The sequence below is a fragment of the Pristimantibacillus sp. Z349TD_6 genome (assembly GCF_056173205.1).
Genome location: NZ_CM149662.1, coordinates 1,629,497 through 1,656,193, shown reverse-complemented (window position 1 = coordinate 1,656,193; position 26,697 = coordinate 1,629,497). Strand labels below are relative to the sequence as shown.

Genomic DNA, 26,697 nt, shown 5'->3' with positions numbered 1-26,697 from the left:
GATTTAACCTTCCGAATATGCAATTTCTAAATTTGTTAGATCTGAGTTTTTACCTACAATAACAAGAATATCGTCCCTGCCAATTAAGTCGTCTGCATATGGAGCGATGTTCATGGTAGACCCTGTTTTGATAGCCATAACATTACATTTATACTTCGCCCTAATATCGAGCTTCTTTAAGCTTTGTCCAATCATTGGCTCGGGAGCTTTAATCTCAATAATGCTGTAATCGTCTGATATCTCGATATAATCAAGAATGTTAGGTGACACAAGATGATGCGCAACGCGCAGGCCCATATCCCGTTCGGGGAAAACGACCTTATCGGCACCAATTTTGCCTACAACTTTACCATGAAGCTCGTTTTGAGCTTTGACGATTAACGTTTTTACTCCTAAATCCTTCAAAATGAGCGTCGTCAAAATGCTTGACTGAATGTCTTGTCCTATCGCTACGACAACAACATCAAAATTCCGAATACCGAGCGCTCGAAGCGCTTCCTCATCCGTTGAATCAGCGGATACCGCATGAGTTACAAAATTAACGACTTCTTGTACTCGCTGTTCGTTCGAGTCAATAGCTAATACCTCAAAGCCCATATCTGTCAAAGCTTTTGCAATGCTGGAGCCAAAACGCCCCATTCCAATTACTGCGTATTGCTTCTTTGCCATCGATACATAATCCTCCTTACGCGGATGATTGCTGCAGTTATTTAGACAGTATACCATAGCTTGCTCATTCGGATGAAAGAAGCATGCACTGGACATAGTAAATAAGTAAATCCCAATGGGCAGGAGGCTGTTTAGTTTGAAAGAAATTGATCTGCGTCAAGCGATCGTTATGCGTGTGCAGGATAACTCTGCGAAAGATCTATCGGAAGTCATTGAAGACTCAATTGGCGCGGATGAGCGTGCTTTGCCGGGGCTTGGTGTACTTTTTGAGATGATCTGGCAGCAATCCACTGAGCTAGAGCAAGAGCGAATGGTTGATTCCTTATATAGGCATCTTCATCATTCTGAGCATGCTAATCCGTCTCAGTAACGCACAGCTGCAGAATAAACAATTTGGCCTCCGATAATGGTAGTTGTTACCCAAGGCAGGCCATCATAACGATCCACAATAATTAAATCCGCTGCTTTGCCAAGCTCTATGGAACCAATGTCACCATCCACGCCCAATGCCTGCGCTGGATGTAATGAGACCATCCGTACCGCAGCTGGCAAAGCGGCAATCCCTTCATCTGCAAGCTTAAACACAGCTGCCAGCATAGAAGATGGATGATAGTCTGAGCATAAAATATGGGCAGCACCAGCAGCAATTGCGTCGACCGCCTTTAAATTGTTATCATGAGACGCACCTCGAACAACATTAGGAGCACCTACACAAACACGAAGCCCTCGCTTAGAAGCATATTTTGCCGTAACCATATTAATTGGAAACTCACAGACAGAAACCCCATAATCAAGCGACTCATCTACCTTCTCCACCGAATCATCGTCATGTGAGGCAACGGCTATGCCAGCTTTAGCTGCTAGCTTGCTCAGATTCTTCAAATGGTCACCGTTTACCAGTTGCCTTTGCTGAATGAGATTATCAACAATTGCACGTACCTCTACGACGCCTACACCCTGATTCTTCATTACATAACGCTCAAAAGAGCCGGGCTCACGATATTGGCCTTGCCCAGGTGAATGATCCATAAACGATAAATAATCAATCGCTTTCTCATTCAAAAACCGTTCAACTATGGGCATACCTGCCAAATGTGATACCTCAAAGCGTAAATGTATACGATTGCGAATCATCGATCGTTTATTGCGGTAGCTGTTAATATGCTCAATCATCCCCGTTAGCAAATGATCTCCTCGCAAACTAAGCCCTACGCCAAGCGATAATGAATGATACATCGTAGTTATGCCATGCACAGGCAGCTTCCGTTCAAACTCCAGCAATGCCATATCCAAAGGAAACAATGTATTGGGACGCGGCTGCACTTCTTTCTCAATCGCATCGCAATGAATGTCAATTAGACCTGGAAGGATGTATTGCTGCTTCGCATCTATGTTTATAGACTGGGGGTGCAGCTTTATCCAATTGCTGATTGCGAGTTCATCGTGCAGCACAGCAGTTATTCGCCCATCGATAATAGCAATTGCCCCGTCAGCCATTTGGCCAGGCAAAACGATCTTTCCGTTCGTAATGATTATAGGCTCAGTGCTGGCTCTCAAGCGATTATCCATCGATATACACTTCCCCCGCTCTAAAATGATTGTAATGATTTTACCATATTTTACTTAGAAAAACATACCTAGGAGTTAGATCCTTGATATTTGTAAAAAAGACATTAATTCCTCTTTTATACAGATCTAAAGCTTCTATATTATGCTCGAAACAATCAAAAAAACCGCAAGAATAATTCCTCGCGGCTTTGAAGCATAATAAAGGCAAGAAGCGTTGCCTTTCGTTTCTCATTTTATTCTTCAAGAGGTATTAGCTTGTAAATATCTCCATTTTCAAAAGAATCGATTAAACGATCCAGCCATTTGTAATATTTTAAAGCCTCATCAATCTTTTGTGTATCATTATCAAGCACATCAAGGAAAGCTTGTTCGCTTTCGTATTGAAGCTTTAGAGCATCAATTTCCTTCATTGATCGGTTTAGGGCACTCATATTTTGCTCGACAGCTTTTCTCCATTTAATGGAGAAGTAGTCAGTAAAGTTTTGATGCCAGTTCGGCTCTACTTCATATAAGTCTTTTCTTGAGCCTTTACCCCATACTTTATTTATCATCTTCAGATCATGCAGCGTACGCATGCCAGTACTCATTGAAGTCTTGCTCATGCCCATCGTCTGGCTCATCTCATCAAGTGTAACTGGCTCACGATTAAAGTACATATTGCCGTACAAATGACCAATGGATAACGTAATGCCGTACAAGTCCATGTTTTCACCTATTGATTCAATGACGCGGCGCCTTGCTTTATGCAGCTTGGTTAGCTGCTCATCTGTTAATGCTGCAAGCTCATTCATGTCGTTCCTCCTGAGGAGTGTCTTTCCCCCTATCATTCTTACATCAATTATTGTAATCAAATGACCATCCATATGTAAAGAACACGTTTGATACGAAAAAGGGAGTTATCCAGAGTATACAGTATGTAAAGTTCGTAAAGTTATAACTGTACGTAATATACAGAGTCTCACGCCTTTTGACCATAACAAACATAACCAACTAAACTTATGGGAGTCGAAATATTCCAAAGGGGGCACAACATGGCGATTATAGAAGCCAAGAGGCTGACCAAAATTTTCGGGACAGATCCGAAAAAGGCGATCCCGCTGCTGGATAAAGGATGGTCTAAAGAGAAAATTTTTGCAGAAACAAAGCTTACGGTTGGGGTGAACCAAGCAAATTTCTCGATTGAAGAGGGACAAATATTTGTTATTATGGGCTTGTCCGGTAGCGGCAAGTCGACACTTGTACGTCTTCTCAATCGATTAATTGAACCTACTCTAGGTCAAGTCCTGTTTAACGGGACAGATGTACTTAAGATGTCACCAGAGCAGCTGCGGCAATTTAGAAGAAAAAATGTAGGTATGGTATTTCAGAAGTTCGCACTGTTTCCGCATCGCACCGTTATTCAAAACATTGAATACGGACTAGAGGTACAGGGCATCGATAAGAAAAAACGCAGAGAAATGGCGATGCATTCGCTAGAGCTTGTTGGATTAAAAGGATGGGCAGACAGCTATCCTGACCAATTAAGCGGCGGTATGCAGCAGCGCGTTGGACTCGCAAGAGGACTTGCCAACGATCCGGATGTTCTGCTTATGGATGAAGCATTTGGCGCACTCGATCCTTTAATTCGGAAGGATATGCAGGATGAGCTGCTTGAGCTTCAATCCAAAATGAAGAAAACAATTGTTTTCATTACCCATGACTTAAACGAAGCACTGCGGATCGGTGATCAAATCGCTTTGATGAAGGATGGAAGCATCGTCCAAATTGGATCACCTGAAGAAATATTGATGCAGCCAGCGAACAAATATGTTGAGCGTTTCGTCGAGGACGTTGATTTATCCAAAGTATTTACAGCATCACATGTCATGATTAAGCCTGAAACGATAACGATCGAGAAAGGTCCGCGTGTTGCTTTGCAATTTATGCGTGACCGCGGAGTATCGAGCCTTTACGTTGTCGACAAAGGTATGCGCCTGCTTGGCGTTATAACGGCAGAAGAAGCAGCGAATGCAATTAAAAACGGCCAAAAGCTTGAAGATGCAATGGAGCGAGAAGCGCCATTCGCACAGCCGGATACGCTGCTTAATGAGTTGTTTGAATTAATGAGTAATTCGAAATTCCCCATTTCCATTATTGATGCAAACGGGCGCCTTAAAGGCATCGTCATCAAGGGCGCGGTTCTAGCCGCATTAGCTGGAAATTCCGTATTAGAGGCTGGTGAACGTATTGAATCTACCTAAAATCCCATTAGCTGACTGGATCGAATGGCTGGAGGCTTGGTTTGAAGCTCATTTCGACCCTTTTTTCAAATTAATACGCACAGTTGTCGGCGAAACTGTAAATGGCTTGGATGTCGCTCTCAATTGGTTTCCAGCGCTAGTGCTTATTTTGATATTCACTATTTTGGCTTGGCTCATCGGCAAGTGGAAAATGGGAATATTCACACTTATCGGATTGTTAATCATAGAAAACCTCGGCTTATGGAGCCAAACGATGCAGACACTAGCTCTCGTTTTGACTGCAGCCTTCATATCCGTGCTGATTGGCGTTCCTATTGGAATTTTGTGTGCTCGCTACACCAATTTCCAAAAAATAATTACACCACTGCTTGATCTTATGCAGACGATGCCAGCCTTCGTTTATTTGCTCCCAGCTGTAACGTTTTTCTCCTTGGGTGTTGTTCCTGGCGTGATCTCTTCGATTATTTTTGCAATCCCGCCAACGATACGATTAACGAATCTTGGCATTCGCCAAGTCCCTGCCGAATTAGTAGAAGCAGCAGATGCCTTCGGCTCTACGCCAACGCAAAAATTGTTCAAGCTGCAGCTTCCTATTGCCATGCCAACCATTATGGCCGGCATTAACCAGACCATTATGTTGTCACTATCGATGGTCGTCATTGCATCCATGATTGGTGCTCAAGGCGTAGGAGCTTATGTATATCGTGCAGTCACGCAAGGAAATACCGGCGTTGGATTTGAAGCTGGTCTTGCCATTGTTATATTAGCCATTATTTTAGACCGACTGACCCAACAAATTATTCGTAAAAGCAAAACCACCTAAACTAATTTATAAACGTTAAGCGCATGCTCGATGTTAGTTTGCTGCGCAAAATTTGAGGAGTGATTTTTTGAAATTTAATAAAATGAGTGTAATTATTGCTGCTGTTATGACCATGGCTTTAGTCGCTGGATGCTCTTCAAACAATGAAGGCGCTAAGAAGAAAGTAACGCTTGCTTACGTGGCTTGGGATTCTGAGATAGCGAGCACGTATGTTGTGAAGGAAGTACTTGAGCAGAAGCTTAATTACAAAGTTGATATGATGCAAGTTGATGCGGGGCCTATGTGGGCTGGTATTTCTGACGGCAGTGCAGATGCGATGGTAGCTGCTTGGCTTCCTACAACACATGCTTCGTACATCGAGAAATATAACGGTAAATTTGATGATCTAGGACCAAATCTTGAAGGAACAAAAATTGGTCTAGTCGTTCCTAAATATATGGATGTTAACAGCATTGACGAGCTTAATGATGCCGTTGGCGCTGAAGTAGATCATACGATTATCGGTATTGAGCCGGGTGCCGGTCTTATGATGTCGACAGAAAAAGTATTAGATCAATATAATCTCCGAGATAAATGGAAGCTGCTTGAGAGCTCCTCCGCAGCAATGACTCAGCAGCTCGAGAAGGCTTATGCTAACAAAGAGCCGATTGTTGTGACAGGCTGGACACCGCACTGGATGTTCGCCAAGATGGAGCTGAAATATTTGGCAGATCCTAAAAATGTATATGGCGGAGACGAACAAATTCATACAATCGCCCGTCAAGGCCTAAAGGATGATCTGCCTGAAGCTTATGCATTCCTCGATCAGTTTAATTGGACGCCAGATGATATGGCTTCCGTTATGATCAAAATCCAAGAAGGCGAGACGCCAGAAGCAGCTGCCAAAGCATGGGTTGAGCAAAATCCTGACAAGGTTGCAGCTTGGATAAAATAATAGTCAACATTCGAAAGAAGCTGTCTCAAAAGTAGTCAACTTCGATGGATCAATAGGTCACTTTGGACAAAATGTTGGAGAGCATGAAAAAATAGCGCATCAAAGGCTATTCCCGGCGGATTCAATTATTGCTCTCGCCGACATTGCATAATACCTTAATCATTTCTCTAACGAACTGTATCATGCTTATCGTGAAGAAAACGACTCTTCTTTCATTTTAACGAACCTGATAAACGTTATATCATGTTTTACATGGTGTTCCGCGCTAGTTTTCTCGAAATAACGATTCTGGAGTTCGTTAAAATTTAATTCCATTACGAATGGCTTGAATAAGACCTGCTGGGTTCGTTAGCTATAGGTTTGATAAGGTAAGAACATCGTTCTGCCTTAGCTCCATCAAAAAGAGCTGTTCCAATCGTAGATACATCTACTTTTGGGACAGCTCTTTTTTAAAGTTATTTATTAATGGCTTTACATTCTAGCCGTTAATGCTCTTCAGCCTTTATTAATCCAAGCAGAATGGCTGCAAACCAAGCGGCAATGGCGCTGGGCGCTCACAAGTGCTTTTCATAACATAATGCACGCCTTGTTCCGACGCGTCATGGAAGCCATGCATAGCTTCGAGTACATGATAAGCAAGCTCGCCATTAGCGCGATGCTTACGACCGGTTTGAATCGCTTTGGCCATGTCTGCTGCACCGACACCACGAGCGTTCTCTGTGTATCCGTAAGCAAGCGGAATATCTGACCATTCGTTTGAGCCCGCACGCCAAATTTTAATTTGACCGCCAAACCCGTTTGGATCTGGGACAAGAAGTGTGCCCGCGCTGCCATATATTTCGATTCGAGGAAGCGTTGAGCCGCCTTTCACATCAAAGCTTGTGAGCAATGTTCCGATAGGACCCGATGCAAAGTCCATCACTCCAGCGATATGAGTTGGTACTTCAACCTCTACCTGCTGACCGTATTTCGGCTTGCTTGTAATCGTTCTCTCTGGGAAGGAGATACGTGCCGAACCCGTTACACGAGTGATCGGTCCAAGCAGCGCTACAAGCGCGGTTAAATAGTATGGTCCCATATCAAACATCGGGCCGCCGCCCTTTTGATAATAAAATTCAGGAGCCGGATGCCATGATTCATGCCCGCCGCACACCATGAATGCAGTCGCGCCAATTGGCGTACCAATCCAACCATCCTCAAGCAGCTTAATGCTCGTTTGGATGCCGCCGCCAAGGAATGTATCAGGCGCGCTTCCTACATAAAGACCTTTTTTCTCAGCAAGCTCAAGTACCTGCTGCGCTTCTTCACGAGTAACTGCAAAAGGCTTCTCAACATAAACATGTTTGCCTGCTTCAAGAGCTTGCAAGCATACCGATGCATGCGCTTGCGGGATCGTCAAATTGATTATCATCTGAACTTCCGGATCAGCAAGCAGCTCCTCAACCGAACAACCGCGAACGCCAAACTGCTCGCCTTTTGCTTTGGCTCTCTCCACATCTAAGTCTGCGCAAGCTACAACCTGCAAAGCATCAAAACGGTTGCCGTTTTCAAAATAGATGCCGCTAATATTGCCTGTTCCTATAATGCCTGCTTTGATCTTTTCCATAATCTCTAGTCCCTCTTCTCATATCCTAAGATTATTATGATTGCGATTTACAACTGATTATCTGCCATACCGCTATAAGCAGAAGCTGTTTTGCCTGCTGCCAGCGCATTTGCTTTACCTTCAGCACACCACAAGAAGCCGCGTCTCATAAGCTCTTTCACCGCTTCAATCTCGATAATATTAGCTTGATGGCCAAGCGAATTGTAATATACGCGTCCAACACCCCAGCGCTTCGTCCATACAACCGGCATATCGACTGCCTTGTTGAGGGAATGCGGTCCCGGTGTCAGCGGAAAACGTGTTGTCGCCAGCACTTCAACTGCCGGATCCACATGCAAATAATATTGCTCAGAGCTTACAACAAAATCTTCAATGCCTTCTGTCAGCTGACTGGATGAATTATTAATATTAACCGTATATTCAACCCCGTCATTGCCTGGGTGAGCTACCCATTGTCCGCCGGTCATAAACTGCCAGTCTACATTTTCACGGAACGCATCGCACATTCCGCCATGGCATCCTGCCAAACCTACGCCGCTTTGAACAGCTGCGGATACATTATCGACAAGCTTCTGCTCGATCCGTGCCATCGTCCAAACGGGTACGATAAGATCAAGTCCCAACAGTTTTTCTGCATCCGCAAATGCTTCCAATGTGTCGGACACCTCTACCTCGAAGTCCTCAGCTGCAAGCACCTCACGAAAAATTTCTGCTACCTCTTTCGGCTGATGTCCATCCCAGCCGCCCCATACGATTAGTGCTTTTTTCATTACCTTCTCCTGCCTCTCTCCAAGCGCTAAGTAATCTCCTAACTAATAACCCTATATGGCTTACGATAATTCGCTAATTGCTACCCAGCGGCGTTCTGCAATCGAACGATCTACCGCCTCCAGAACCTCTTGGCATTTCACGCCATCTACAAAGTTCGGTACAGGCTGACGATCTTCAGCAAAAGCTTGCATCAGCTCATGCACTTCATGTGTAAACGTATGCTCGTACCCAATGGTATGTCCAGCTGGCCACCAAGCGTCCATATACGCATGCGATGGATCGGTTGCGAGTACGCGGCGGAAGCCTTGAACATCCTCAGCATCATCGGTGAAATAGACTTGAAGCTCATTCATCCGCTCAAAATCAAACTTGATGCTTCCTTTACTGCCGTTAATTTCAAAAGCGTTCGTACAGCGATGGCCGGCTGCGAAGCGAGTCGCCTCAAAGCTGCCCAGCGCTCCGTTAGCAAAGCGTGTCATAAACATGGTTGCATCATCCACTGTTACTTCTCCGAGCGGTCCACCCTCGCTTCCCTTTGCGCTGAGGCCTGTCATAGCTGAAGCAATCGGACGCTCTTTAACGAAAGTTTCGCTCATGCCGATAACCTCATTGAATTCTCCAACGAGAAAACGCGCCATATCTATCAAATGTGCTCCTAAATCACCATGGGAGCCGGAGCCTGCAATTTCCTTCTGAAGACGCCATACGAGCGGGAAGCTCGGATCGATAATCCAATCTTGCAAAAACACAGCACGGAAATGATAGATTTCACCGAGCCTGCCATCTGACACCAACTTTTTGGCAAGCTGTACAGCAGGTGCAAATCGATAATTAAAACCTACCATATGCTTCACGCCTGCTTTTTCTGCAGCATCAAGCATTTCACGGGAGTCTTCGAGAGTAAGCGCCAGCGGCTTTTCACAAAAGATATGTTTGCCAGCTGCCGCTGCTGCTAGAGCGATAGCCTTATGTGCATCACTTGGTGCATTAATATCGATCAGATCAATATCCTCACGGTTAACGAGTGCTTTCCAGTCCGTTTCAGCACTTTCCCAGCCGAATTGTGACCGTGCTTGCTCAACGCCTTCTGGATCGCGACCACAAATGGCCGTCATCTCCGGCTTAATCGCATTCGCGAAAAACATCGGAAGCGCGCGGTATGCGTTGCTATGTGCCTTCCCCATAAACTTATAACCAACCATGCCAACTCTTACTTTATCCATAAAAATCCGCCTCTCTTAAGCGTAAACGCCTTATGCTGCCTCTAAGCGATAAGATCGCGTCCCGCAATTGAAATAGAATGGAGCAGAAAAACTCGTATTCAGGATTTAACGTTTGAGTCTTGACGTTTCTCTTGTGATCAGGCTGACCGGTAAAACATCTGTTTGTGAATCTGTCGTTTCCGTTTTCTGATCCGGGTCCAGCAATCTAGCAGCTGCAAGCTTACCCATCTCATAGAAAGGAACAGCAACGGTAGAAAGCCTTGGACTAATAATGCGCGAGCCGTCCGAGTCATCATATCCAACTAGCGCATAATGCTCGCCAGCTTCAACTCCCAGTTCCCGCAAGCGCTGCATCAGGCCGATTGCCATTCGATCATTAGCCGCAAATACCGCATCGATATTGCCTTCTTTAATTTTTTCCGCCAATTGCTCCGCGAGCTCCGCTCCGCTCTTTCGGCTATAATTACCGTGATAGATTAGACTAGGCTCATAAGCAAGTCCCGCTTCCATTAGAGCCGCTTTGTAGCCTTCCTGCCTATCGGCACTATTGGAATATTGCAGCGGGCCGTTAACAAAAGCAATTCTGCGGCTGCCCTGACTCAACAAATGCGATACGGCTGCCTTGCTGCCTGAAACATGATCAGCATCGACTGTACGATAATGCTCCGCATCAAACCGCTGATTCACAAGGCAGAAAGGAAAGTTCTCAGCCTTCAGCTCAGCAAGGGCGGCTCTTTCCTCAGGCACATTTTGTGAGCCTAAAACGATACAAGCATCAATCTTATGCGTGCGAAATAGCTTAGCGTAATCTCTCGCCCCATCAGGTTCTCTAAAAATAAGAAGCAGGTCATAGCCGCAGCGCTTCGCTGTTTCACCGATTCCACTTAATATTTCCGAAAAATAGTAAGTGGAAAACAAATGAACTTTGGGCACGAATGGCAATATGACGCCAATATTCCCGCTCTTCCTTCGAGCAAATTGCTGAGCAAGCGCATTCGGTACGTATCCAAGCTCAGCCGCGGCTTGTAATACACGTTCACGCGTTTCCTCTTTGATAGGGCCGACGCTGTTCATCACTCTCGAAACAGTCGCCTCTGAAACACCAGCTAGTTTCGCAACTTCTTTCCTGCTAATAATCATTTTCCTCCTGAAAAACTAATATGCTAAGTTGTCATTTCATTTCAATGTACACGCGTACATTATTGCATGAAAACGTTTTAGCGTCAATAAACTTTTTGCATATTTTTCTATCGTTGCCCTCTTTACAAAAAAACGATCCAGAACGCTTGCATCGGCGTCCCAGATCGTTTTTTCTCGTTGTCTCTTGCAGTTACTTACTTCTTCGCTATTTCATTAATCCATTCAAAAACAGCGGACAGCGCATTTGCTTCCTCACTCATGTTCATCCTATCGATATAGGATTTACGGTTTTGGTACAAACGCTCGACGCTCTCAACAAGCGTGCTTGCCGTCAGCTTCTCTTCATACAAAACGTCGGCATAACCCGATTTCTCAAATGACTGAGCATTCAAAATTTGATCGCCTCGGCTCTGTTCCCGTGTTAGAGGAATAAGCAGCATCGGCTTCTTTAAAGATAAAAATTCAAATATGGAATTAGAGCCTGCTCGTGAAATCACAAGGTCCGTCATCGCCAAAACATCCGGCAATTGCTCATTCACAAATTCGAATTGCTTATAGCCAGGCATAGCAAGCGATGGGTCAACTTGATTTTTACCGCAGAGATGAACGATTTGAAAGTTTTTGGTAAGGCTTGTTAATGACTGTCTGACCGCCTGATTAATTTTGCGTGCACCCAAGCTTCCACCCATAATTAAGATGACAGGTTTGTTTTTAGTAAATCCGCAAAAGGTTCTGCCTCTATCCGCGTTGCCCTGCTTCACTTCCTCACGTATAACTGCCCCTACATGCCTGCTTTTATCTGCCTTCAGCATGCTGCCCGTCTCAGGAAAAGTCGTACATACTCCTGTAGCAAAAGGAATCGATAGCCGATTGGCGAGACCCGGCGTCAGATCGGATTCATGAATAAGCAGCGGCACCTTGTTTAGCCATGCGCCAATAACGACAGGTACGGATACAAATCCGCCTTTGGAGAAGATGACGTTCGGTTTATTTTGCTTAATGAGGCGATAAGCTTGATAAAGACCTTTTACTACCTTGAACGGGTCCTTAATGTTCTGAATATCCATGTACCTTCTCAGCTTTCCCGTCGATATCGGAAAATACTTAACCTCTGGAATCGTTGCGATAAGCTGCCTTTCAATACCGCTCTCCGATCCGATATATTGGACTGACCAGCCCTCTTCCAAAAAATGCGGGATCAAGGCCATATTAACGGTAACGTGTCCGGCTGAGCCTCCCCCGGTGAACATGATTGTTTTCATGAATGACTAGCCACCTATCGTTTTTTATCCATTTATTATACGGGTAAAGATTCGTTTTAGCACTGAAATTCAAGGAGATGGATATAAAAAGCATCCCCAGCCGCAAGCGCTGCTGCGCGATTGGCCGAGGATGCTTTAAACGTGCCTATATCCCTACCCTTAAGGCGCAGTTTCCAGAAACTTAGACGTTGGATTCTTGTCTACTGCCGTACGCATCGCATATTCGTTCTCGAACAAGACGACATAGTTGCCCTTCTTGTCCTTTACGAGCGTCGTATTGATTCGGAATTTGCTAGGGTCAATATTATCATCAACGATCCAGCGGGCAAATTGGAACTGCATCCGGTGCAATTGAATATCTACGCCGTACTCCGCTTTCATTCGATGCTCAAATACCTCAAATTGCAAATGACCAACAACGCCGAGAATTGTCTCGTCGAAGTTGCCTGTGGAGTGGAACACTTGAATCGTGCCTTCCTCCGTGAGCTGATCAATGCCCTTTTGGTACTGCTTGTGCTTCAACGCATTTTTAACGGTTACTTTAGCAAAAATTTCAGGCGAGAACGTTGGAAGCTCATCGAACACAACTTCGCCGCCTTGTGATAATGAATCGCCGATTCGGAAAATGCCTGGATCAAACAAACCGATAATATCGCCCGGATACGCCGTATCCACGATATCACGGTCTTGCGCTAGAAACTGCTGCGGCTGCGCAAGCTTAATGTCCTTGCCATTACGCACATGACGAACGCTCATTCCGCGCTCGAATTTGCCGGAGCAAATCCGAAGGAAAGCAATTCGGTCACGATGGGCCGGGTTCATATTCGCTTGAATTTTGAAAACATATCCTGTAAATTTCTCATTCGTCGGATCAACCTGACCTGTCGTACTGTTGCGCGACGTCGGCTTAGGAGCCAGCTGAAGGAAGTTTTCTAGAAAAGTTTGCACGCCAAAGTTATTAACCGCGCTTCCGAAGAAAAGAGGCGTCAGTTCACCCGCTTGCACTTTCTCGAAATCAAATTGATCACCAGCGACATCCAGCAGCTCAAGATCACCAATAAGCTGATCTGTTAAATAATCTCCAGCCATCTCACGAATGACAGGATCATTATAGTCGCTAACGGGACGAACCTCGATTGTCGAGTGGTCATTTCCTTGGAATAGCTCGACCTGTGTTTTCATTCGGTCATAAACACCGCAAAGCTCACGTCCCATGCCGATTGGCCAGTTCATTGGAACAGCGCGAATGCCTAAGACACGCTCAAGCTCCTCCATTAATTCAAATGGACTTTGCCCTTCACGGTCTAGCTTGTTAATAAAAGTAAAAATCGGAATGCCGCGTTTGCGGCAAACCTGGAACAGCTTGATCGTTTGTGCCTCGACACCTTTGGCAACGTCAATAAGCATGACGGCGCTGTCGGCTGCGGTAAGCGTACGATACGTGTCCTCACTGAAATCTTGGTGACCAGGCGTATCAAGAATGTTAACGCGATGTCCTAGATAATCGAACTGCATTACGCTGGACGTTACCGAGATACCACGTTGTTTCTCAATTTCCATCCAGTCGGATGTTGCATGACGGCTCGCTTTGCGCGCCTTAACTGACCCTGCAAGCCGAATGGCTCCTCCGAATAGGAGGAGCTTCTCAGTGAGGGTCGTTTTTCCTGCATCCGGGTGAGAGATAATCGCGAATGTACGGCGCTTATCTACTTCCTGTTTAATTTCTTCACTTAACGATTGGCTCATGCTTGTCTTCCCTTCATTACGTAAGGTATGCGGCAGCGATTATTTTCCGCTGTTCGAAACCCAAATGACGTTATCTTCCTCTTGTCCGTTAACCGGCCACCAATGGAAACCATCTTCTTTTAGCATTTCATCCGCAGCTTCTGGACCCCATGATCCCGCTGGATACAGCTTCAAATCACTTTTCTCTTCACGCCAAGCTTGTGCAATACGATCCACGAAAGCCCAAGCTTGGGATACTTCATCCCAGCGCGTAAAGTAAGTGGAGTCGCCGCGTGCCGCATCATGAATGAGGCGCTCATACGCTTCAGGCGTATTTAAGCCGATTTGGCAGCTTTGGCAGAACTCCATGGCAACTGGCTGTACCGAATTGTTTTGACCAGGTGTCTTTGCGTTTACTTTAATATATATGCCCTCAAGCGGGTTTACGCGAATAACGAGCAAATTCGGCGCCAAATCATGACGCTGGGCAAATAGAACATTTTGCGGCATCGATTTAAACTCGATGACGACCTCCGTTGTTTTTACAGGTAGACGTTTGCCCGTTCTAATATAGAAAGGCACGCCAGCCCAGCGGAAGTTGTCCACTAATACTTTGGCAGCAAAATAAGTTTCAGTCGTGGAGTCCTCGCCAACAGAATCCTCTTGGCGGTATCCCGGAAGTTCTTTGCCATGATGGCTGCCTTCGCTGTATTGACCGCGTACGACGTGCGAGCGAACCTCATCACTTGACGTATAATTGCGCAGTGAACGAAGCACCTTTACCTTCTCGTCACGAATATCTTCTCCGTGCAAGCGGCTTGGCGGCTCCATAGCAATCATCGTTAGCATTTGCAGCATATGGTTCTGACCCATGTCGCGCAAAGCTCCCGATTTGTCGTAATAGCCTCCGCGATCCTCAACGCCAACCGTTTCGGATAATGTAATCTGAACATTGGCAATATGGTTATTATTCCACAAAGGCTCAAAAAAAGCATTAGCAAAACGAATAACTTGAATGTTCTGAACCATTTCCTTGCCTAGATAATGATCGATACGGTATATTTCTTCTTCCTTAAACACTTGGTTAATCTGCTCATTCAGCTTCTGAGCCGATGGAAGATCGTAGCCAAATGGCTTCTCGATTACGACGCGATGCCAACCGTTTGATTCAAGCAATCCGCCGTCGCGCAAATTGAATGATACCGGACCGAAAAGTGAAGGCGCAAGGGCCAAGTAAAAAAGACGGTTACCCGGAATGTTGAACTTCACGTCAAGCTGCTCAGACAATTTGCTAAGCTCGCGGAAGCCTTCTACATCGTTAATATCGAGTGACATATATACGAAATGTTCTGCAAAACGATTCCAAAGCTCAGCATCGTCCGCTTTGTAACGACAAAACTCTACAATAGATTCATAAAGGTCAGCACGAAATTGTTCATTCGTACGAGGACGTCTTGCTAGACCAACGACGGCAAAGTTTTCCGTGAGCTTGCCTTCTTTATATAAACTGAAAAGGGCTGGAAACAGCTTGCGCCGAGCCAAATCGCCCGTTGCTCCGAAGAGGTAATATACAGCACCTTCTGCAGAGACGGATTCAAGATTATTATTATATGTCATTTGCCTCATTCTTTCCCTATGTATTTTTATACAACTTTACATGATATGTAGTTTAGCATATTCAACTTTAATTCGCTATTCAACATGTCATAAAAAATACTGATAAGATCCGTTACTAATTCTAATCAAAGTATACCCATCTATGGGCTCGCTGTCGCATTGGCACTGTATTCACCCGTAATGACAGGCACACCGATCGTCAATGCCGTTTGATCCGTATTTGTCTCTTTATGCAAAGCGATTTGAAGATTGGCTGTTTTCCCATTTTCAACGGTGATGGCTGAATGCAGCATTCGGGTATAAAACATGTCGCTTGTCGTGCCTTTATCTTCATAGTGATCCACTGCTTTGGCATCTGTCAGCCTAACCAAACGCTGAATGGCTTGACTATTTTTCGTATAACCTTGTACTTTCATACTCGTCGTAAACGCAGGGGAAATACGTGCGATCTGCGCGGAAATTTCTGCTGTCACTTGCAACAGCTTATTTTTTTTGGTCATTTCTGTTGGATTAGTTTCTAATATAACCATAAGCTGCTCGCCATTGCTGTCTATCTGCGTGAGACTAATTGAAACTTGTCCGCCGTATGACGGGATAACGCCAGTGACTGTTTTGCCCTCATTCTGGTTCTGCACCAGTATGCTGCTAGCTTTTCCCGGTTCCTGTGAAAACATTTGCTGAGTAAGCTCCTCCATGGCTCCTTCCTTGCCCGTTACATTCCATCGAATCGACCACTGCGCTCCCTCAGAGCTGCTTTTCATTTGGTCGTCGCTCCATAACCACAGCTCTCCCAAATCATGCTGAAGAAGCTGTTCCGCTGAAGTTGCTTCCTTCGGTTCCCTGTCGGCCTGCCACATCGCCCATGCTGCACATATCAAAATCACGAGCATCGCTAGTATGATCCCAACCTTCGTTTGTTTGGCTCGCTGCTTTGCTGACATACGGTGGCGAGCGGGAGGTGTGTTTTTCGGAATATACATTATTATTCACTCCTGTCCTCTTCCAAATGGGTAAACATCCATACACGTTTGCCTGTAGGTGAATACACTGGTTGCAGGAATGCTGGAATAAATGCTTTGAGTCTACCCTCTCATAGCAAAATGCCAATACAACACGCTCAAGCGCTTTATTCCAATTACACTTTGGAGGTGTCATCAGCAAATGGAACGCATTTATCCATTGCACGAAGAAGTCGTCAGTCGTTTTTGCGGGTATCCAGTATGTGTGATTATGAATGACGGCATGCGTCACTTTGGCATACTTAGCTCCTGCGAGAGCGGCAGATTGCATTTAAACGCAGGCTCCAGCGAGACGGAAGCCGCGACCGCAAATGCAAAGCCGCAAGTTTCAAAAAACAAAAAAGGCGGTAAAGGTAAAAAAGAGATGGCTCATAAATCCGCTTCAACGCAAGTTCAAACGCAGGCTTACCCTTATGATCCTTACTATTATGGAGAACGGCCTTATAATCCATGGGGCGAAGCGCTCGCTCTTGATTTGGCATCAATCGCATTCTTGTTTCTATTGCTGTAAATGGCAAAGCGGCGAGCTCAGCGGAGATGCGCCGCTTTTTTATTTAATTGATGCTGCTGACAGCTTTCGCCAGTCTTTTTAATCACCTTATAGTACGCTGACACAACATATACCAATGGAGTGAGAAAGGGGTTTTCTAATGAGCACATCGATACGTTCCATTCGAGGCATAGAACGATCCTATGCATACTCCACCGTACAAGCCGTTAGCCCTTATGCTTATTATCCTTATCGGGATGGCGAGGCTCAGCAAGCCCCAGAATATAACAAAAGCTTAACGCGCGATTTCCAGCAAGCTGCAAACAGTGCTGCTTCTTGGCTTAGTAAGGCTAAAAAGGCGCAGTCCGACATTGAGCAGATAAACAAGCAATTAAGTAACGAATTGTACACGGACAAGCCAATTGCAGGCAGCTTGCATCGCCTTACTGCGGTGCTCAATCAGTTGGAGGATCATTACAGAGCACATGCTGATGATTTGAAACCAGAGCTGTGGGAGAGTATTGAGCTGGCTTTGAGGCATCCCGCAGCGGAGGAGATCGGACTGCGACGCAGTACAACAAACGGCAAGTGGATTGCGGATTCTACCTATACCATTTCTTCAGAAAATAGAGATCGAACAGCTAGCCTTATTTCTGTTCAGAACGAAATCAGCAAGAGTTTGCTGCCAACTACCATCCATATGGAGCAAAAACAAGAGCTGTCGTACTCTTCCAGCCGTATGCAGAGGCTAATGCTTGGATCAGAAGGTATGCTTACTGGCATAAAATATGCACTTACTTATGCCGAGCAGCATAAGGCCGTTGATCTGCTCCAGTCACCTCTTACATCAACTCTTCCTTACGCTGCTTACTACAGTTCTATGCAAACCTATTCGCCAATTCCATATGTTGGATTAGTCTTGAATCGGTTTCTTTAAAGTTAAATCCGAAGGAGCATGCTACGTTAGCAAAGCTGCTGTTTGCCACTCTATGTAAGTGATATATTCGGCTCCGTTCCGGCTATATCCTCCCGTTTTATATAATAAAAACCTTTATTTTCATCAAATTCCATGTTAAGGGATAAGAATGACCTCAATGATATCACCCGCTTCCGCTCCTCTCGAGCCTGATGGAATGATTGCTAATCCTTCTGCATCCGCAATGGAAGCCATCATACTCGATTTGGAAAAGGCTAGCGGGTCAGCATGCAGGCTTCCATCTTCCGTGCTGATGAGTGTTGTGCGCACAAAACGATCATGGGGACTTGGCTTATTCACAGCTGTCCGCAGGTTTGCTTTTACTTTACGAGGCAATGCTTTACTTGCTCCCTGCAATCGCAGCAGCACCGGACGAACGAATAATTCAAATCCGACAAAACAAGCACCGGGATTGCCCGACAAGGCGAGCAGCAGCTTGCCGTTAAACATTGCTGCTGACGTTGGACTGCCCGGCCTCATCGCAACTTTGTCGAAGAGCACCCGGTTTCCATCTTCGCTGCCAGATACCCTATTGTTCTTTATCGTCCTTATGATGTCTGACATGACATCAAAGTCCCCTACAGATACACCGCCTGTTGTGACAATCAAATCAACATCATCCCATACACTCGCCAAAGCAGCCTCAACGGCATCAGGCTTGTCTTCCAATGATCCGCACATAACCGCTACTCCGCCGCTCTGCTCCACCATAGCAGCGACCATAAAGCTGTTGCTGTCGCGGATCTGTCCTGCCGCCAGCGGAGCCTCAACCGCCAGCAATTCGCTGCCGGTTGCAAATATCGCTACGCGCGGGCGCTTGCCAACCGCCACCTCGGCATAGCCGAAGGTGGCTAGCAGCGCAATATGTCCCGGTCGCACAAGCGTCCCGGGACAAGCCAACGCGCCCCCAAGGCAAAACTCCTCGCCTTGGGGCGCAATGTGCTGGCCTGCCGCGCCGGCGTGCTTAATCAGCACCGCCGGCGAGCCGTCGGCCAGCATCGCTTCCGCGGTCTGCTCAAGCATGACGATCGCGTCAGCCCCCATAGGCACAGCCGCGCCAGTCATGATGCGCACGGCAGTGCCCTTCTGCACGGTCGCAAGGGCGAGCTCGCCCGCTGCAACCGAATCAACCACGCGCAGCGTCGCCGGCGTACCTGGCGACGCTGACGCGATATCTGCCGCGCGCACGGCGTAGCCGTCGAGGCCCGAGCGCGCGAAGGGCGGCCAGTCGCTTGTCGCAGCTATCGTCTGCGCAAGCCATCGGCCGCCGCTAGCCCGCAGCGGCACATGCTCGCTGCCGAGAGCTAGCCCATCCGCAGCAGCAAGCAGCCGCTGCTGCGCTTCTTCCACCTTCACAGCCTGCCGTTTGAACCGGCTCATCTGTTTCCTCTCACTCGCCTCACCGCGATTAGCCATATCTCTACTCCCGCTCGCTTCGCCACTCTCAGTCATATTCAACCTCCGCTCATCTCGCCGCCTAACGTAACCTTCGGCAGCTTGTTCAGCATCCATTTTACAATGTATGTTAAACTATTGGCAATTACGGTCATCAAGCGCCATGAAGGAGAAGCCCATGCCATTAATCGTTCAAATCGTTGGATACAAAAATACCGGCAAAACCACATTGGTTTGCCGGCTAACAGAACGCTTCAAACAAGCAGGATATAAAGTTGGGACAATCAAACGCGACGCGCATGATTTTCAGATCGATACACCAGGGACGGATACATGGAGACATCAAGAGGCAGGGGCTGATATAACAGCTATCACATCCTCAAAGCGCACAGCAATTATGAAACAGCATGCTGAACCGCTTCAGCTGTTAATTTCACAAATGACCGAGGCCGACGTTATTCTTATCGAAGGTTTCAAAGATGCCTCATACCCAAAAATCATTATGATTCGAACTGCAGTTGATTCCGAGCTGCTCCACAGCGTACCAAACCCTCTTGCAGCCGCGGTTTGGAATGATGCCAGCCTTGGAACAATAGTTCCTCCGTCCATCCCAGTAATCGATGTAGATGATATCGAGCAGCTACACCAAAAAGTATTATCGATATCCGCTAAGCAGTAGCCCTACACTTATTCGGCAATTCCTTGTCTATGAGCATAAATGGCTGCTTGCGTACGATCATCCACATCAAGCTTATTAAAAATATTCGTAATATGAAATTTTACTGTTTTCACTCCAATGAACAGCTCGTCGGCAATTTCTTGATTGGAGCGTCCCTGTGCAACCCGCTTCAATACATCCATCTCGCGCTCAGTCAGCTCATCATGCAGCGGAGCCTGCTCCTGCTGCTTGGGCTGCCGGAAGCGATTCATCATTTTAGCTGCTACCTGCGACTCCAGTACCGATTGTCCGCGAGCAGCGGCCCTTATCGCATCCGCGATCTCGGTCGCTCGCGACGTCTTCAGCAAATAGCTGAATGCGCCTGCTTCAATAACAGGGTAGAGCTTGCTATCATCCAAATAGCTCGTCAATACAATTACCTTACATTCCGGGTACAACTCGAGCAGTTTTGCTGTCGTCTCGACACCATCCATGCCATCCATAACTAAATCCATAAGTACAACGTCCGGTCTGTATGCCTGTGCTAATCGAATGCCGTCCATGCCGTTGCTCGCTTCACCGACAACCTCAATTCCATCCTCGGTATCAAGCACCGCTGCAAGTCCGATGCGCACCATTTCATGATCATCTACAAGCAGAACCTTTATAGGCCGACTCAATTGCTGGGTTGCTTCCACACCTTACACCGCCCTCATTTTTTCGTAAAGCTCATCATTATCTCTAATTATATTACATTCTCTTATGAAACATCAGTGGGCACCCAAATTTCAATGACAGTTCCCTCGCCAGGTCTCGAAATCATCTGCAGGGATCCGCCAATTTCAATTACCCGCTCTTCCATAGTCAGCAAGCCATAGGACGTTTGCTTCTTCGCCTCAAGATCAAATCCAACGCCGCTGTCCTTTAGACTCATGTGTACTTGGTTGCCGAATTGAAGCAATTTGATATCCATGCTTTCCGCTTTCGAATGCCTAAGCGTATTCGATAATGCCTCCTGAGCGATGCGGAACAGATGATCCTCAGCATTAGGAGGAAGCAGGATCGTATCATCAACCTCAAGTGTAATCTTCATCGGTACTTTCTGCTTCAGCTCATCCACTAGAACAGTAAGCGCCTGCCCCAGATTTTTTCCGTCCAAGTGGACGGGCCGAAGATGTAGCAGCAACGCGCGCATTTCTGATTGAGCAACAGCAGCCATTTCCTCAATAAGCTGTACCTGACGTTTGGCTCGCTCCCAATCTCGCTCAATCGTTCGACTTACTGCAGTCGCTGTCATCGATATGGCGAATAACTGCTGGCTTACTGCATCATGCAGCTCGCGCGCAAGCCGCTGGCGCTCTTCGATTACTGCGGTGAACTTGACCTTCTTCGCCCAGTTAGGATCAACCTGCTCTTGTTCTGAAATTTCGTTTTCCGTCGTCTCCCCATTGCTTAAGGTAACTGTAAATCGACGTTTTTTTTGCTGCTCGGTCAGCCGCTTCAGCGATTCCTTTAGCTTGGAGTTTTGCAAATAACCGTTTAATGTAGCAGCCGCTAAACCTGCGCCAACGAAAGCTAGTCCGATAATTGCCCATTTCCCTTGAAGCGTGAAGAGATCAACATAACCGATTCCTTGCAATATGATAACAACCAAGCTGACAATGATCAGCAGCCACAATATCGTTTCCGTTACAAGACGCTTGCGGGCCGCATGATTCGAATGGTCGCTCTTATTGCCTTGCTCCATACGGCTCACTTCCTTCTCTTCGCTATTTTAACCACGATGAAGCAAAAAACATATGAAAGAGCAGACCGCAAAACGGTCCGCTTCCTTCATAGCCTATAGTCTTATTCCTCAGTCGGAGCCTTTGTTAATGAAGTTGTTGGGTTTAGCTTGTTTTTAAGTGCTTGCAGCTGCTCATCCACTTTATTCTTTTTCTCAGCATCTGCTGCATTAAAGCTGTTCGAAGAGCTGTTATAGGAGTAAGGCGTGCGCAAAACATCTGCTTCAGCCTCTAGCTGCATAATTTTCTCTTCCATCCGGTAGAAGCCGCGTGATGCCGAACCGCTATCAATCGTGTTATTAGTGGTCAATTGCGCCATTTGCTTTTGAGCTTTTGCTACTTGTGCACGGGAAGCAAGCTCATTGCGCTTGTTGCGAAGCTGGTAGAACTCTTCTTTCATTGCGTGCAGCTGTTGCATCAATTCCTCAGCCTGTGTCTTCGATTGTGCATGCAAATCAGTATATTCTGTTACCTTTTGGTCAAAATAAAGCTTCTCTTCAAGCAGCTTGCGCGTATGTTCTTCTTGTCCAGCTCTTAGAGCCGCTTCTGCTTTTGATTCACGATCTGCCGCGCTGCGTACTGTTTCTTCCAAGCGCTGCTTCATCCGGCGCTCATTCGCCATTTGTTTAGCTACTGTAACCTCAGCTTGATGAATTTCAGATTCCATGTCACGCAAGTATTGATTTAACATAATAATCGGATCTTCAATTTTGTCCAATGCCTCATTTACCGATGCCTTAGTCATGTCTTTCATGCGTTTGAAAATTCCCATATTAAAAATCCCCCTTCTCGTATTTAGCAATTTTGGCTTTCAATTCTTCAATTTCACGACGTAGTGCTTTTTTCTCCAAATCATCCATCATGCTATCGAACTGTGAAGATGTTGTAGGCTGGGATGAAGGTGCCGGTGCACTCCAAGAGCCTGGCGCTTGCGGCGGGTTTTTGTAAGGACCACCGAAAGGCGAATTTGTATGTTGATCGAATCCTGGGTTATAACCTCCGCCATAACCGTTTCCATTTCCGTTACCAAAGCCGTTTGGACCGAAGCCGGAGTAGACCGGCGGTTCTTTAGGAACAACCAAGCCTGCAATAATATAGATCAGAATAACAGCTCCGCTTGTGAAGATCGTAACGACTATAAGTAGAATCCGCAGCAGCGTCGCATCCACATTTAACATTTCCGCTAATCCACCGCAAAGACCGAATAATTTTTTGTCTCGAGAAGATCGATACAGTTTTTTCAAGACGACCATCCCTCTTTCTCAAGCTTACGTTTCAGCTGCTCAAGCTCTCGTTCAATAACCGATTGCAAGGTGTTGCCCGCTTCGGATACGAATTCTTGACCCATTTTGCGAATGTCGCGAAGACTCTTTGCTTCATGCTCCATGCCGCTTATACGATCCTCCAGCTTTCTAAACACAGAACCCGATTGAATGCCTTGATCACCGAAGCCGCTCGTATATCGAGCGTTCATTCGTTGTTGAAGCCTTAGTGATTCCATACGAGCTGCATAATATTCACGCTTGTCATATACCGATTGGTATTCGCTGCGCATCTCGCGCAGCTGTTCTTCAAGATCAAGCGTGTTTTGACGGCTTTGCTCGAACAGCTCACGGTATTGAATTGAACGCTCTTCGCAGCTAGCTTTCTCATGCAATGCGATTCTTGCCATTTGCTCCTCGCCAGCCTTCAGAGCTGTCAACGCTTGATTTTCACGGCGTTCCTTTTGCTCTTCAGCTTGCAGCCATTGTGCTTTCAAGTGATTGCTATGTCCTGCATACTGCTGATATAATTTCTCAGCTTGGATAATATCTTCTCTTGTCGACCAGAGGAATTGATCAATCAACCGTACTGGATCCTCTGATTTTTCAAGCCGTTCATTTAATGTAGCGACAGTAATGTCGCGAACTCGCTTCATAATGCTCATTCAATGTCCTCCTTAACGTTTTGCGGTGCAAAACCAGCTTCATCTATCTTTACATTTTATAATGATTCGCAGCAACTAAAATGCTCTGCGTTTGTCTTTCTTAAAGAGGCTCACACCAGCAACGATTAAGCCGATTGCTAGAAGCAGTAAGATGATACCGCCGAGTTTACCGAAAATCATCATGCCGCCGATTGCAATAAGTATTCCGCCAATCCATTTCTTATTGTTCGACCAACCGACAACCCCCAATCCGATTAGTATGAACGGGAGCAAAAATCCGAATATTGCACCAAAATGAACTCCGACAAAATTAAGTACCGCGATACTGCCGACGATGACAAGCAACACGCCCAAAGCGCTTTTTCCATTCATCTCCATTTCCAACTCCTTTCGACTATTAGAATTTATTCATTTTTCTTTTCTTGCCTTACGTGTGTTGCTCTTGCTTATGTACTTAGTTTAGATCAATTTCTCCTTTTATAAAACGGACTTTCGGCGGTTTTCTCACTAGACTTAGGTCGAGTGGGCAGCCCGCCTCTAGGGTCAAATGCGGGTTAATACCCATATTTTACAGCTTAAACTACTAATATCCCTGTGTTACGTTATTATCACACAGGAGGTGTATACGCTGCCAATGAAAAACTATTCGATTAAGAAACTCATTGTAGCTGGCTTTTTGACTACCGTATTATTAAATACTGGAACCATTCCTTTCCAAACAAATGGACATGTCTATGCAGCATCATCATCGGTGGAGAAAATAATTGCAACAGGAATGAAATACTTAGGGACACCCTATGAGTTCGGCTCTGATCGAAGCACAACGAAAACATTTGATTGTTCAGATTTCACCAAACACATATTTGAAAAAGCAGCGGGCGTAACGCTTCCTTCTACCTCTGCTCTGCAAGCAGCTTATATTAAGAAAAATTCAGCGATTCAAACAGACTGGAAAAACCTAAAGCGCGGTGACCTCATGTTCTTTATGTCCTATCACGGCAGCAGTACGGCAGGTTATTCGCGTTTAACGAAGTCAAAACAAACGATAACTCACGTAGGCGTTTATTTAGGCAATGGAAAAATGCTCGATACTTATTCGAAGGAAAGCGGCGGCGTACGAATCGACAACATCGACAATACACACTGGGAATACCGTTTTGTTTTTGGCGGAAGCGCGCTCTAGCCGTTTTCTTATCATTAAAAAGTGCCGGTCCAGCTACGAAAGCGCATGGCCGGCACAACTTATAAGCTTTGAAGCTTATTTGCTTGCAAGAAATTGATCGAATTGCTTTTGCTTCTCCGCTATTATTTTCTCGATACCTGCCGCTTTCAGCCTCTCGATATACTCGGGCAGTATTTTATCCACATCTACAGATCCTGTTTCAAGCGCAGTTTGGTACTGCCTATCCACATTGCCGACCGCAGCTACTTCAGCCCTTACCGTATCCCCATTAAATACGAAGCCAAGACCTGGTGAAATTTTCGCCTCTTGGTTAAATTGCTTGAAGCTATTCCACTTCATTGGGTCTTCACTTTCCCATACATAATTTAAAAACTGATTGCCGAACATCCACGTGGTTCCTGGATTATAATTTTGGGTATACTCGGTAGGCCTGATCACATTCTCACTAACCTTTATATAATGCCTGCCTTCAATCCCGTAGTTCAATAAATTGTTTAAGTAAACATCTGTATGCAGCAGATTAATAAACATCATCGCTCGCGCTGGATCTTGTGAGGTCGAAGAGATAGCCAGCATGGACCCCGCGGTCTCTGACGTTGCTATCGTCTTCACATTTAACGGCAGCTGCGCAAGCTTTCCGATCATCCCCGTCTGAATCGCCAGCTCTTCACTTTTGCCGGGCTTTAATGCGCCAGTTATTGAAAAAACATCGCCGGATCTCAGCGCCTCGCTGTTCATCGTCTGATTCGTAGCCGCATCTTTATTAATGTACCCTTTCTGAAAAAACTTGCGTGTGATATGAAGTGTATCTATATAACGGCCCACTTCATAGGCAGGCAAAACCTTAGTGCTTTCTCCATCCTTCAAAATGACCCCAGGAATCGATGTATCTCCTAATGCATCAAAATTCCCAATGTAATGTGTATTAAACGATTCCCCCATCTTCAGATAAAGGGGGGTGATCTCCGGCTTTTTCTCTCGGACAATCTGATAAACCTCATCTAAGTCTTCTATACTTTTCACCTTAGTCATATCTATTCCAAGCTCTTCAGCTATATCCGCCCGATAGATAATGCCTCCCTGCGCAGCAAGCTCCTTGTTTGTTGGAACGGCATAATTATGTCCCTCAATCTTGGCGCCTGCCAGAAATATAGGGTCAAGCGATTGCAAAATGCCTTGGCCATACTGATCTAGAAGCTCATCAACGACTAAAAAAGCACCTTTTGACACATTAATCGCGTGTTTATTCCATTGCGCTGTAAATAAAATATCAATCTTTTCACGTGATGCGATCATCAGATTGACTTTATCGTCCCACGGTCCCCAGTCAATTGGAATAAGGTCTATTTTTGCATTTATTTTCGTTAATAAGTAGTCATTCATGGCCGCTTCTATTTCTTCTTCATCTTTCTGCGGTGCACCTGTATATACAAACTTTAGCGTATACGCTTTTAATTGAAGAATGTCAGAGTTATCGGCTTCATCCATTTCTCCTGAATCCATTGAAACGCTTTCATTATTGATTTCAAGTTTGCTCTTGGCTTCACTGTTGTTCCATGCCGGTTCTGTGCCTGACTCATTTGAACAAGCTATGATTAGAAAGAAGCAGGTCAGCAGGAGCATCCTTGCACGCATCAAATGGTACTTCGATCGAGTCATACCCGCTTAGCCCCCTACTGCATGGAT

27 protein-coding genes are annotated in these 26,697 nt (G+C 45.8%); 8 read left to right on the top strand and 19 right to left on the bottom strand.

Annotation, left to right across the window (positions count from 1 at the left end):
- Positions 1–3: 3 nt before the first annotated feature.
- Positions 4–726: a potassium channel family protein gene (locus tag AC0VYE_RS07100; protein ID WP_076271060.1), complete on the bottom strand. Its 723-nt coding sequence runs from the start codon at positions 724–726 to the stop codon at positions 4–6.
- A gap of 79 nt (positions 727–805) precedes the next feature.
- Between AC0VYE_RS07100 and sspI the strand changes: the two genes are divergently transcribed.
- Entirely contained in the window at positions 806–1,039 is a 234-nt protein-coding gene (sspI, locus tag AC0VYE_RS07095; protein ID WP_144376885.1) for a small acid-soluble spore protein SspI, read from the top strand.
- Here sspI and AC0VYE_RS07090 read toward each other — a convergent pair.
- Entirely contained in the window at positions 1,033–2,238 is a 1,206-nt protein-coding gene (locus AC0VYE_RS07090) for an alpha-D-ribose 1-methylphosphonate 5-triphosphate diphosphatase (protein WP_475446944.1), read from the bottom strand. The genes sspI and AC0VYE_RS07090 overlap by 7 nt on opposite strands.
- 233 nt (positions 2,239–2,471) lie before the next feature.
- Positions 2,472–3,029, bottom strand: coding sequence for a GbsR/MarR family transcriptional regulator (locus AC0VYE_RS07085; protein WP_339207472.1), 558 nt, complete (start codon positions 3,027–3,029; stop codon positions 2,472–2,474).
- Between the two features lie 240 nt (positions 3,030–3,269).
- Between AC0VYE_RS07085 and AC0VYE_RS07080 the strand changes: the two genes are divergently transcribed.
- The 3 genes from AC0VYE_RS07080 (at position 3,270) to AC0VYE_RS07070 (ending at position 6,235) form a co-directional block, all read left to right on the top strand.
- On the top strand, positions 3,270–4,478 hold the full coding sequence (locus AC0VYE_RS07080; protein WP_441879374.1) for a quaternary amine ABC transporter ATP-binding protein: 1,209 nt from the start codon (positions 3,270–3,272) through the stop codon (positions 4,476–4,478).
- Complete coding sequence (locus AC0VYE_RS07075) at positions 4,465–5,301, top strand: ABC transporter permease (protein ID WP_076270998.1); 837 nt, start codon at positions 4,465–4,467, stop codon at positions 5,299–5,301. The genes AC0VYE_RS07080 and AC0VYE_RS07075 overlap by 14 nt, the downstream gene beginning before the upstream one ends.
- A 67-nt stretch (positions 5,302–5,368) precedes the next feature.
- A complete protein-coding gene (locus AC0VYE_RS07070; protein WP_475446941.1) occupies positions 5,369–6,235 on the top strand; it encodes a glycine betaine ABC transporter substrate-binding protein in 867 nt (288 codons plus the stop codon).
- A gap of 505 nt (positions 6,236–6,740) precedes the next feature.
- Here the strand turns inward: AC0VYE_RS07070 and AC0VYE_RS07065 are convergent.
- The 8 genes from AC0VYE_RS07065 to AC0VYE_RS07030 form a co-directional block, all read right to left on the bottom strand.
- Complete coding sequence (locus AC0VYE_RS07065) at positions 6,741–7,841, bottom strand: Gfo/Idh/MocA family protein (RefSeq protein ID WP_179089922.1); 1,101 nt, start codon at positions 7,839–7,841, stop codon at positions 6,741–6,743.
- A gap of 47 nt (positions 7,842–7,888) precedes the next feature.
- A complete protein-coding gene (locus tag AC0VYE_RS07060; protein WP_076270996.1) occupies positions 7,889–8,611 on the bottom strand; it encodes a ThuA domain-containing protein in 723 nt (240 codons plus the stop codon).
- A gap of 60 nt (positions 8,612–8,671) precedes the next feature.
- On the bottom strand, positions 8,672–9,835 hold the full coding sequence (locus AC0VYE_RS07055) for a Gfo/Idh/MocA family protein (RefSeq protein WP_475446939.1): 1,164 nt from the start codon (positions 9,833–9,835) through the stop codon (positions 8,672–8,674).
- 105 nt (positions 9,836–9,940) lie between these two features.
- Entirely contained in the window at positions 9,941–10,975 is a 1,035-nt protein-coding gene (locus AC0VYE_RS07050; protein WP_475446937.1) for a LacI family DNA-binding transcriptional regulator, read from the bottom strand.
- A 194-nt stretch (positions 10,976–11,169) separates the two neighbouring features.
- Complete coding sequence (locus tag AC0VYE_RS07045; RefSeq protein WP_475446935.1) at positions 11,170–12,237, bottom strand: undecaprenyldiphospho-muramoylpentapeptide beta-N-acetylglucosaminyltransferase; 1,068 nt, start codon at positions 12,235–12,237, stop codon at positions 11,170–11,172.
- A gap of 159 nt (positions 12,238–12,396) precedes the next feature.
- Complete coding sequence (locus tag AC0VYE_RS07040) at positions 12,397–13,983, bottom strand: peptide chain release factor 3 (RefSeq protein WP_076270992.1); 1,587 nt, start codon at positions 13,981–13,983, stop codon at positions 12,397–12,399.
- Positions 13,984–14,022: 39 nt separating this feature from the next.
- Positions 14,023–15,579 (bottom strand): glucose-6-phosphate dehydrogenase, encoded by a 1,557-nt coding sequence (gene zwf, locus AC0VYE_RS07035; protein WP_076270991.1) that lies wholly within the window; start codon positions 15,577–15,579, stop codon positions 14,023–14,025.
- A gap of 140 nt (positions 15,580–15,719) precedes the next feature.
- Entirely contained in the window at positions 15,720–16,559 is an 840-nt protein-coding gene (locus tag AC0VYE_RS07030; protein ID WP_475446932.1) for a YwmB family TATA-box binding protein, read from the bottom strand.
- Positions 16,560–16,740: 181 nt separating this feature from the next.
- On the opposite strand from AC0VYE_RS07030, the gene AC0VYE_RS07025 reads away from it, so the two are divergent.
- Positions 16,741–17,109, top strand: a complete 369-nt coding sequence (locus AC0VYE_RS07025; RefSeq protein ID WP_475446930.1) for a hypothetical protein — start codon at positions 16,741–16,743, stop codon at positions 17,107–17,109.
- Between the two features lie 139 nt (positions 17,110–17,248).
- Positions 17,249–18,025 carry a hypothetical protein gene (locus tag AC0VYE_RS07020; protein ID WP_076270988.1) on the top strand — a complete coding sequence of 259 codons (777 nt, stop codon included), beginning with the start codon at positions 17,249–17,251 and terminating at the stop codon, positions 18,023–18,025.
- A 135-nt stretch (positions 18,026–18,160) separates the two neighbouring features.
- On the opposite strand, the gene AC0VYE_RS07015 is transcribed toward AC0VYE_RS07020, so the two are convergent.
- On the bottom strand, positions 18,161–19,516 hold the full coding sequence (locus tag AC0VYE_RS07015) for a molybdopterin molybdotransferase MoeA (RefSeq protein WP_475446928.1): 1,356 nt from the start codon (positions 19,514–19,516) through the stop codon (positions 18,161–18,163).
- Between the two features lie 121 nt (positions 19,517–19,637).
- Here AC0VYE_RS07015 and mobB point away from each other — a divergent pair, with 121 nt between their 5' ends.
- Complete coding sequence (gene mobB / locus AC0VYE_RS07010; RefSeq protein WP_475446926.1) at positions 19,638–20,138, top strand: molybdopterin-guanine dinucleotide biosynthesis protein B; 501 nt, start codon at positions 19,638–19,640, stop codon at positions 20,136–20,138.
- Between the two features lie 8 nt (positions 20,139–20,146).
- On the opposite strand, the gene AC0VYE_RS07005 is transcribed toward mobB, so the two are convergent.
- From AC0VYE_RS07005 to AC0VYE_RS06980, 6 genes are all read right to left on the bottom strand, one after another.
- Complete coding sequence (locus AC0VYE_RS07005; RefSeq protein ID WP_076271056.1) at positions 20,147–20,797, bottom strand: response regulator transcription factor; 651 nt, start codon at positions 20,795–20,797, stop codon at positions 20,147–20,149.
- An 80-nt stretch (positions 20,798–20,877) separates the two neighbouring features.
- Entirely contained in the window at positions 20,878–21,864 is a 987-nt protein-coding gene (locus AC0VYE_RS07000; protein WP_076270986.1) for a sensor histidine kinase, read from the bottom strand.
- A gap of 101 nt (positions 21,865–21,965) precedes the next feature.
- Entirely contained in the window at positions 21,966–22,673 is a 708-nt protein-coding gene (locus AC0VYE_RS06995) for a PspA/IM30 family protein (protein ID WP_076270985.1), read from the bottom strand.
- A 1-nt stretch (position 22,674) separates the two neighbouring features.
- On the bottom strand, positions 22,675–23,154 hold the full coding sequence (locus AC0VYE_RS06990; RefSeq protein ID WP_441879401.1) for a PspC domain-containing protein: 480 nt from the start codon (positions 23,152–23,154) through the stop codon (positions 22,675–22,677).
- The gene (locus AC0VYE_RS06985) at positions 23,142–23,828 is read right to left on the bottom strand and encodes a PspA/IM30 family protein (protein ID WP_076270983.1); all 687 of its coding nucleotides are present in this window, start codon (positions 23,826–23,828) and stop codon (positions 23,142–23,144) included. Before AC0VYE_RS06985 ends, AC0VYE_RS06990 begins: the two co-directional genes overlap by 13 nt.
- A 75-nt stretch (positions 23,829–23,903) precedes the next feature.
- Positions 23,904–24,200, bottom strand: coding sequence for a LiaF transmembrane domain-containing protein (locus AC0VYE_RS06980; protein ID WP_076271055.1), 297 nt, complete (start codon positions 24,198–24,200; stop codon positions 23,904–23,906).
- Between the two features lie 262 nt (positions 24,201–24,462).
- Here AC0VYE_RS06980 and AC0VYE_RS06975 point away from each other — a divergent pair, with 262 nt between their 5' ends.
- The gene (locus AC0VYE_RS06975; RefSeq protein WP_076270982.1) at positions 24,463–25,011 is read left to right on the top strand and encodes a C40 family peptidase; all 549 of its coding nucleotides are present in this window, start codon (positions 24,463–24,465) and stop codon (positions 25,009–25,011) included.
- 75 nt (positions 25,012–25,086) lie between these two features.
- Here AC0VYE_RS06975 and AC0VYE_RS06970 read toward each other — a convergent pair whose 3' ends face one another.
- Entirely contained in the window at positions 25,087–26,670 is a 1,584-nt protein-coding gene (locus AC0VYE_RS06970) for an ABC transporter substrate-binding protein (RefSeq protein ID WP_475446922.1), read from the bottom strand.
- Positions 26,671–26,697: the final 27 nt, after the last annotated feature.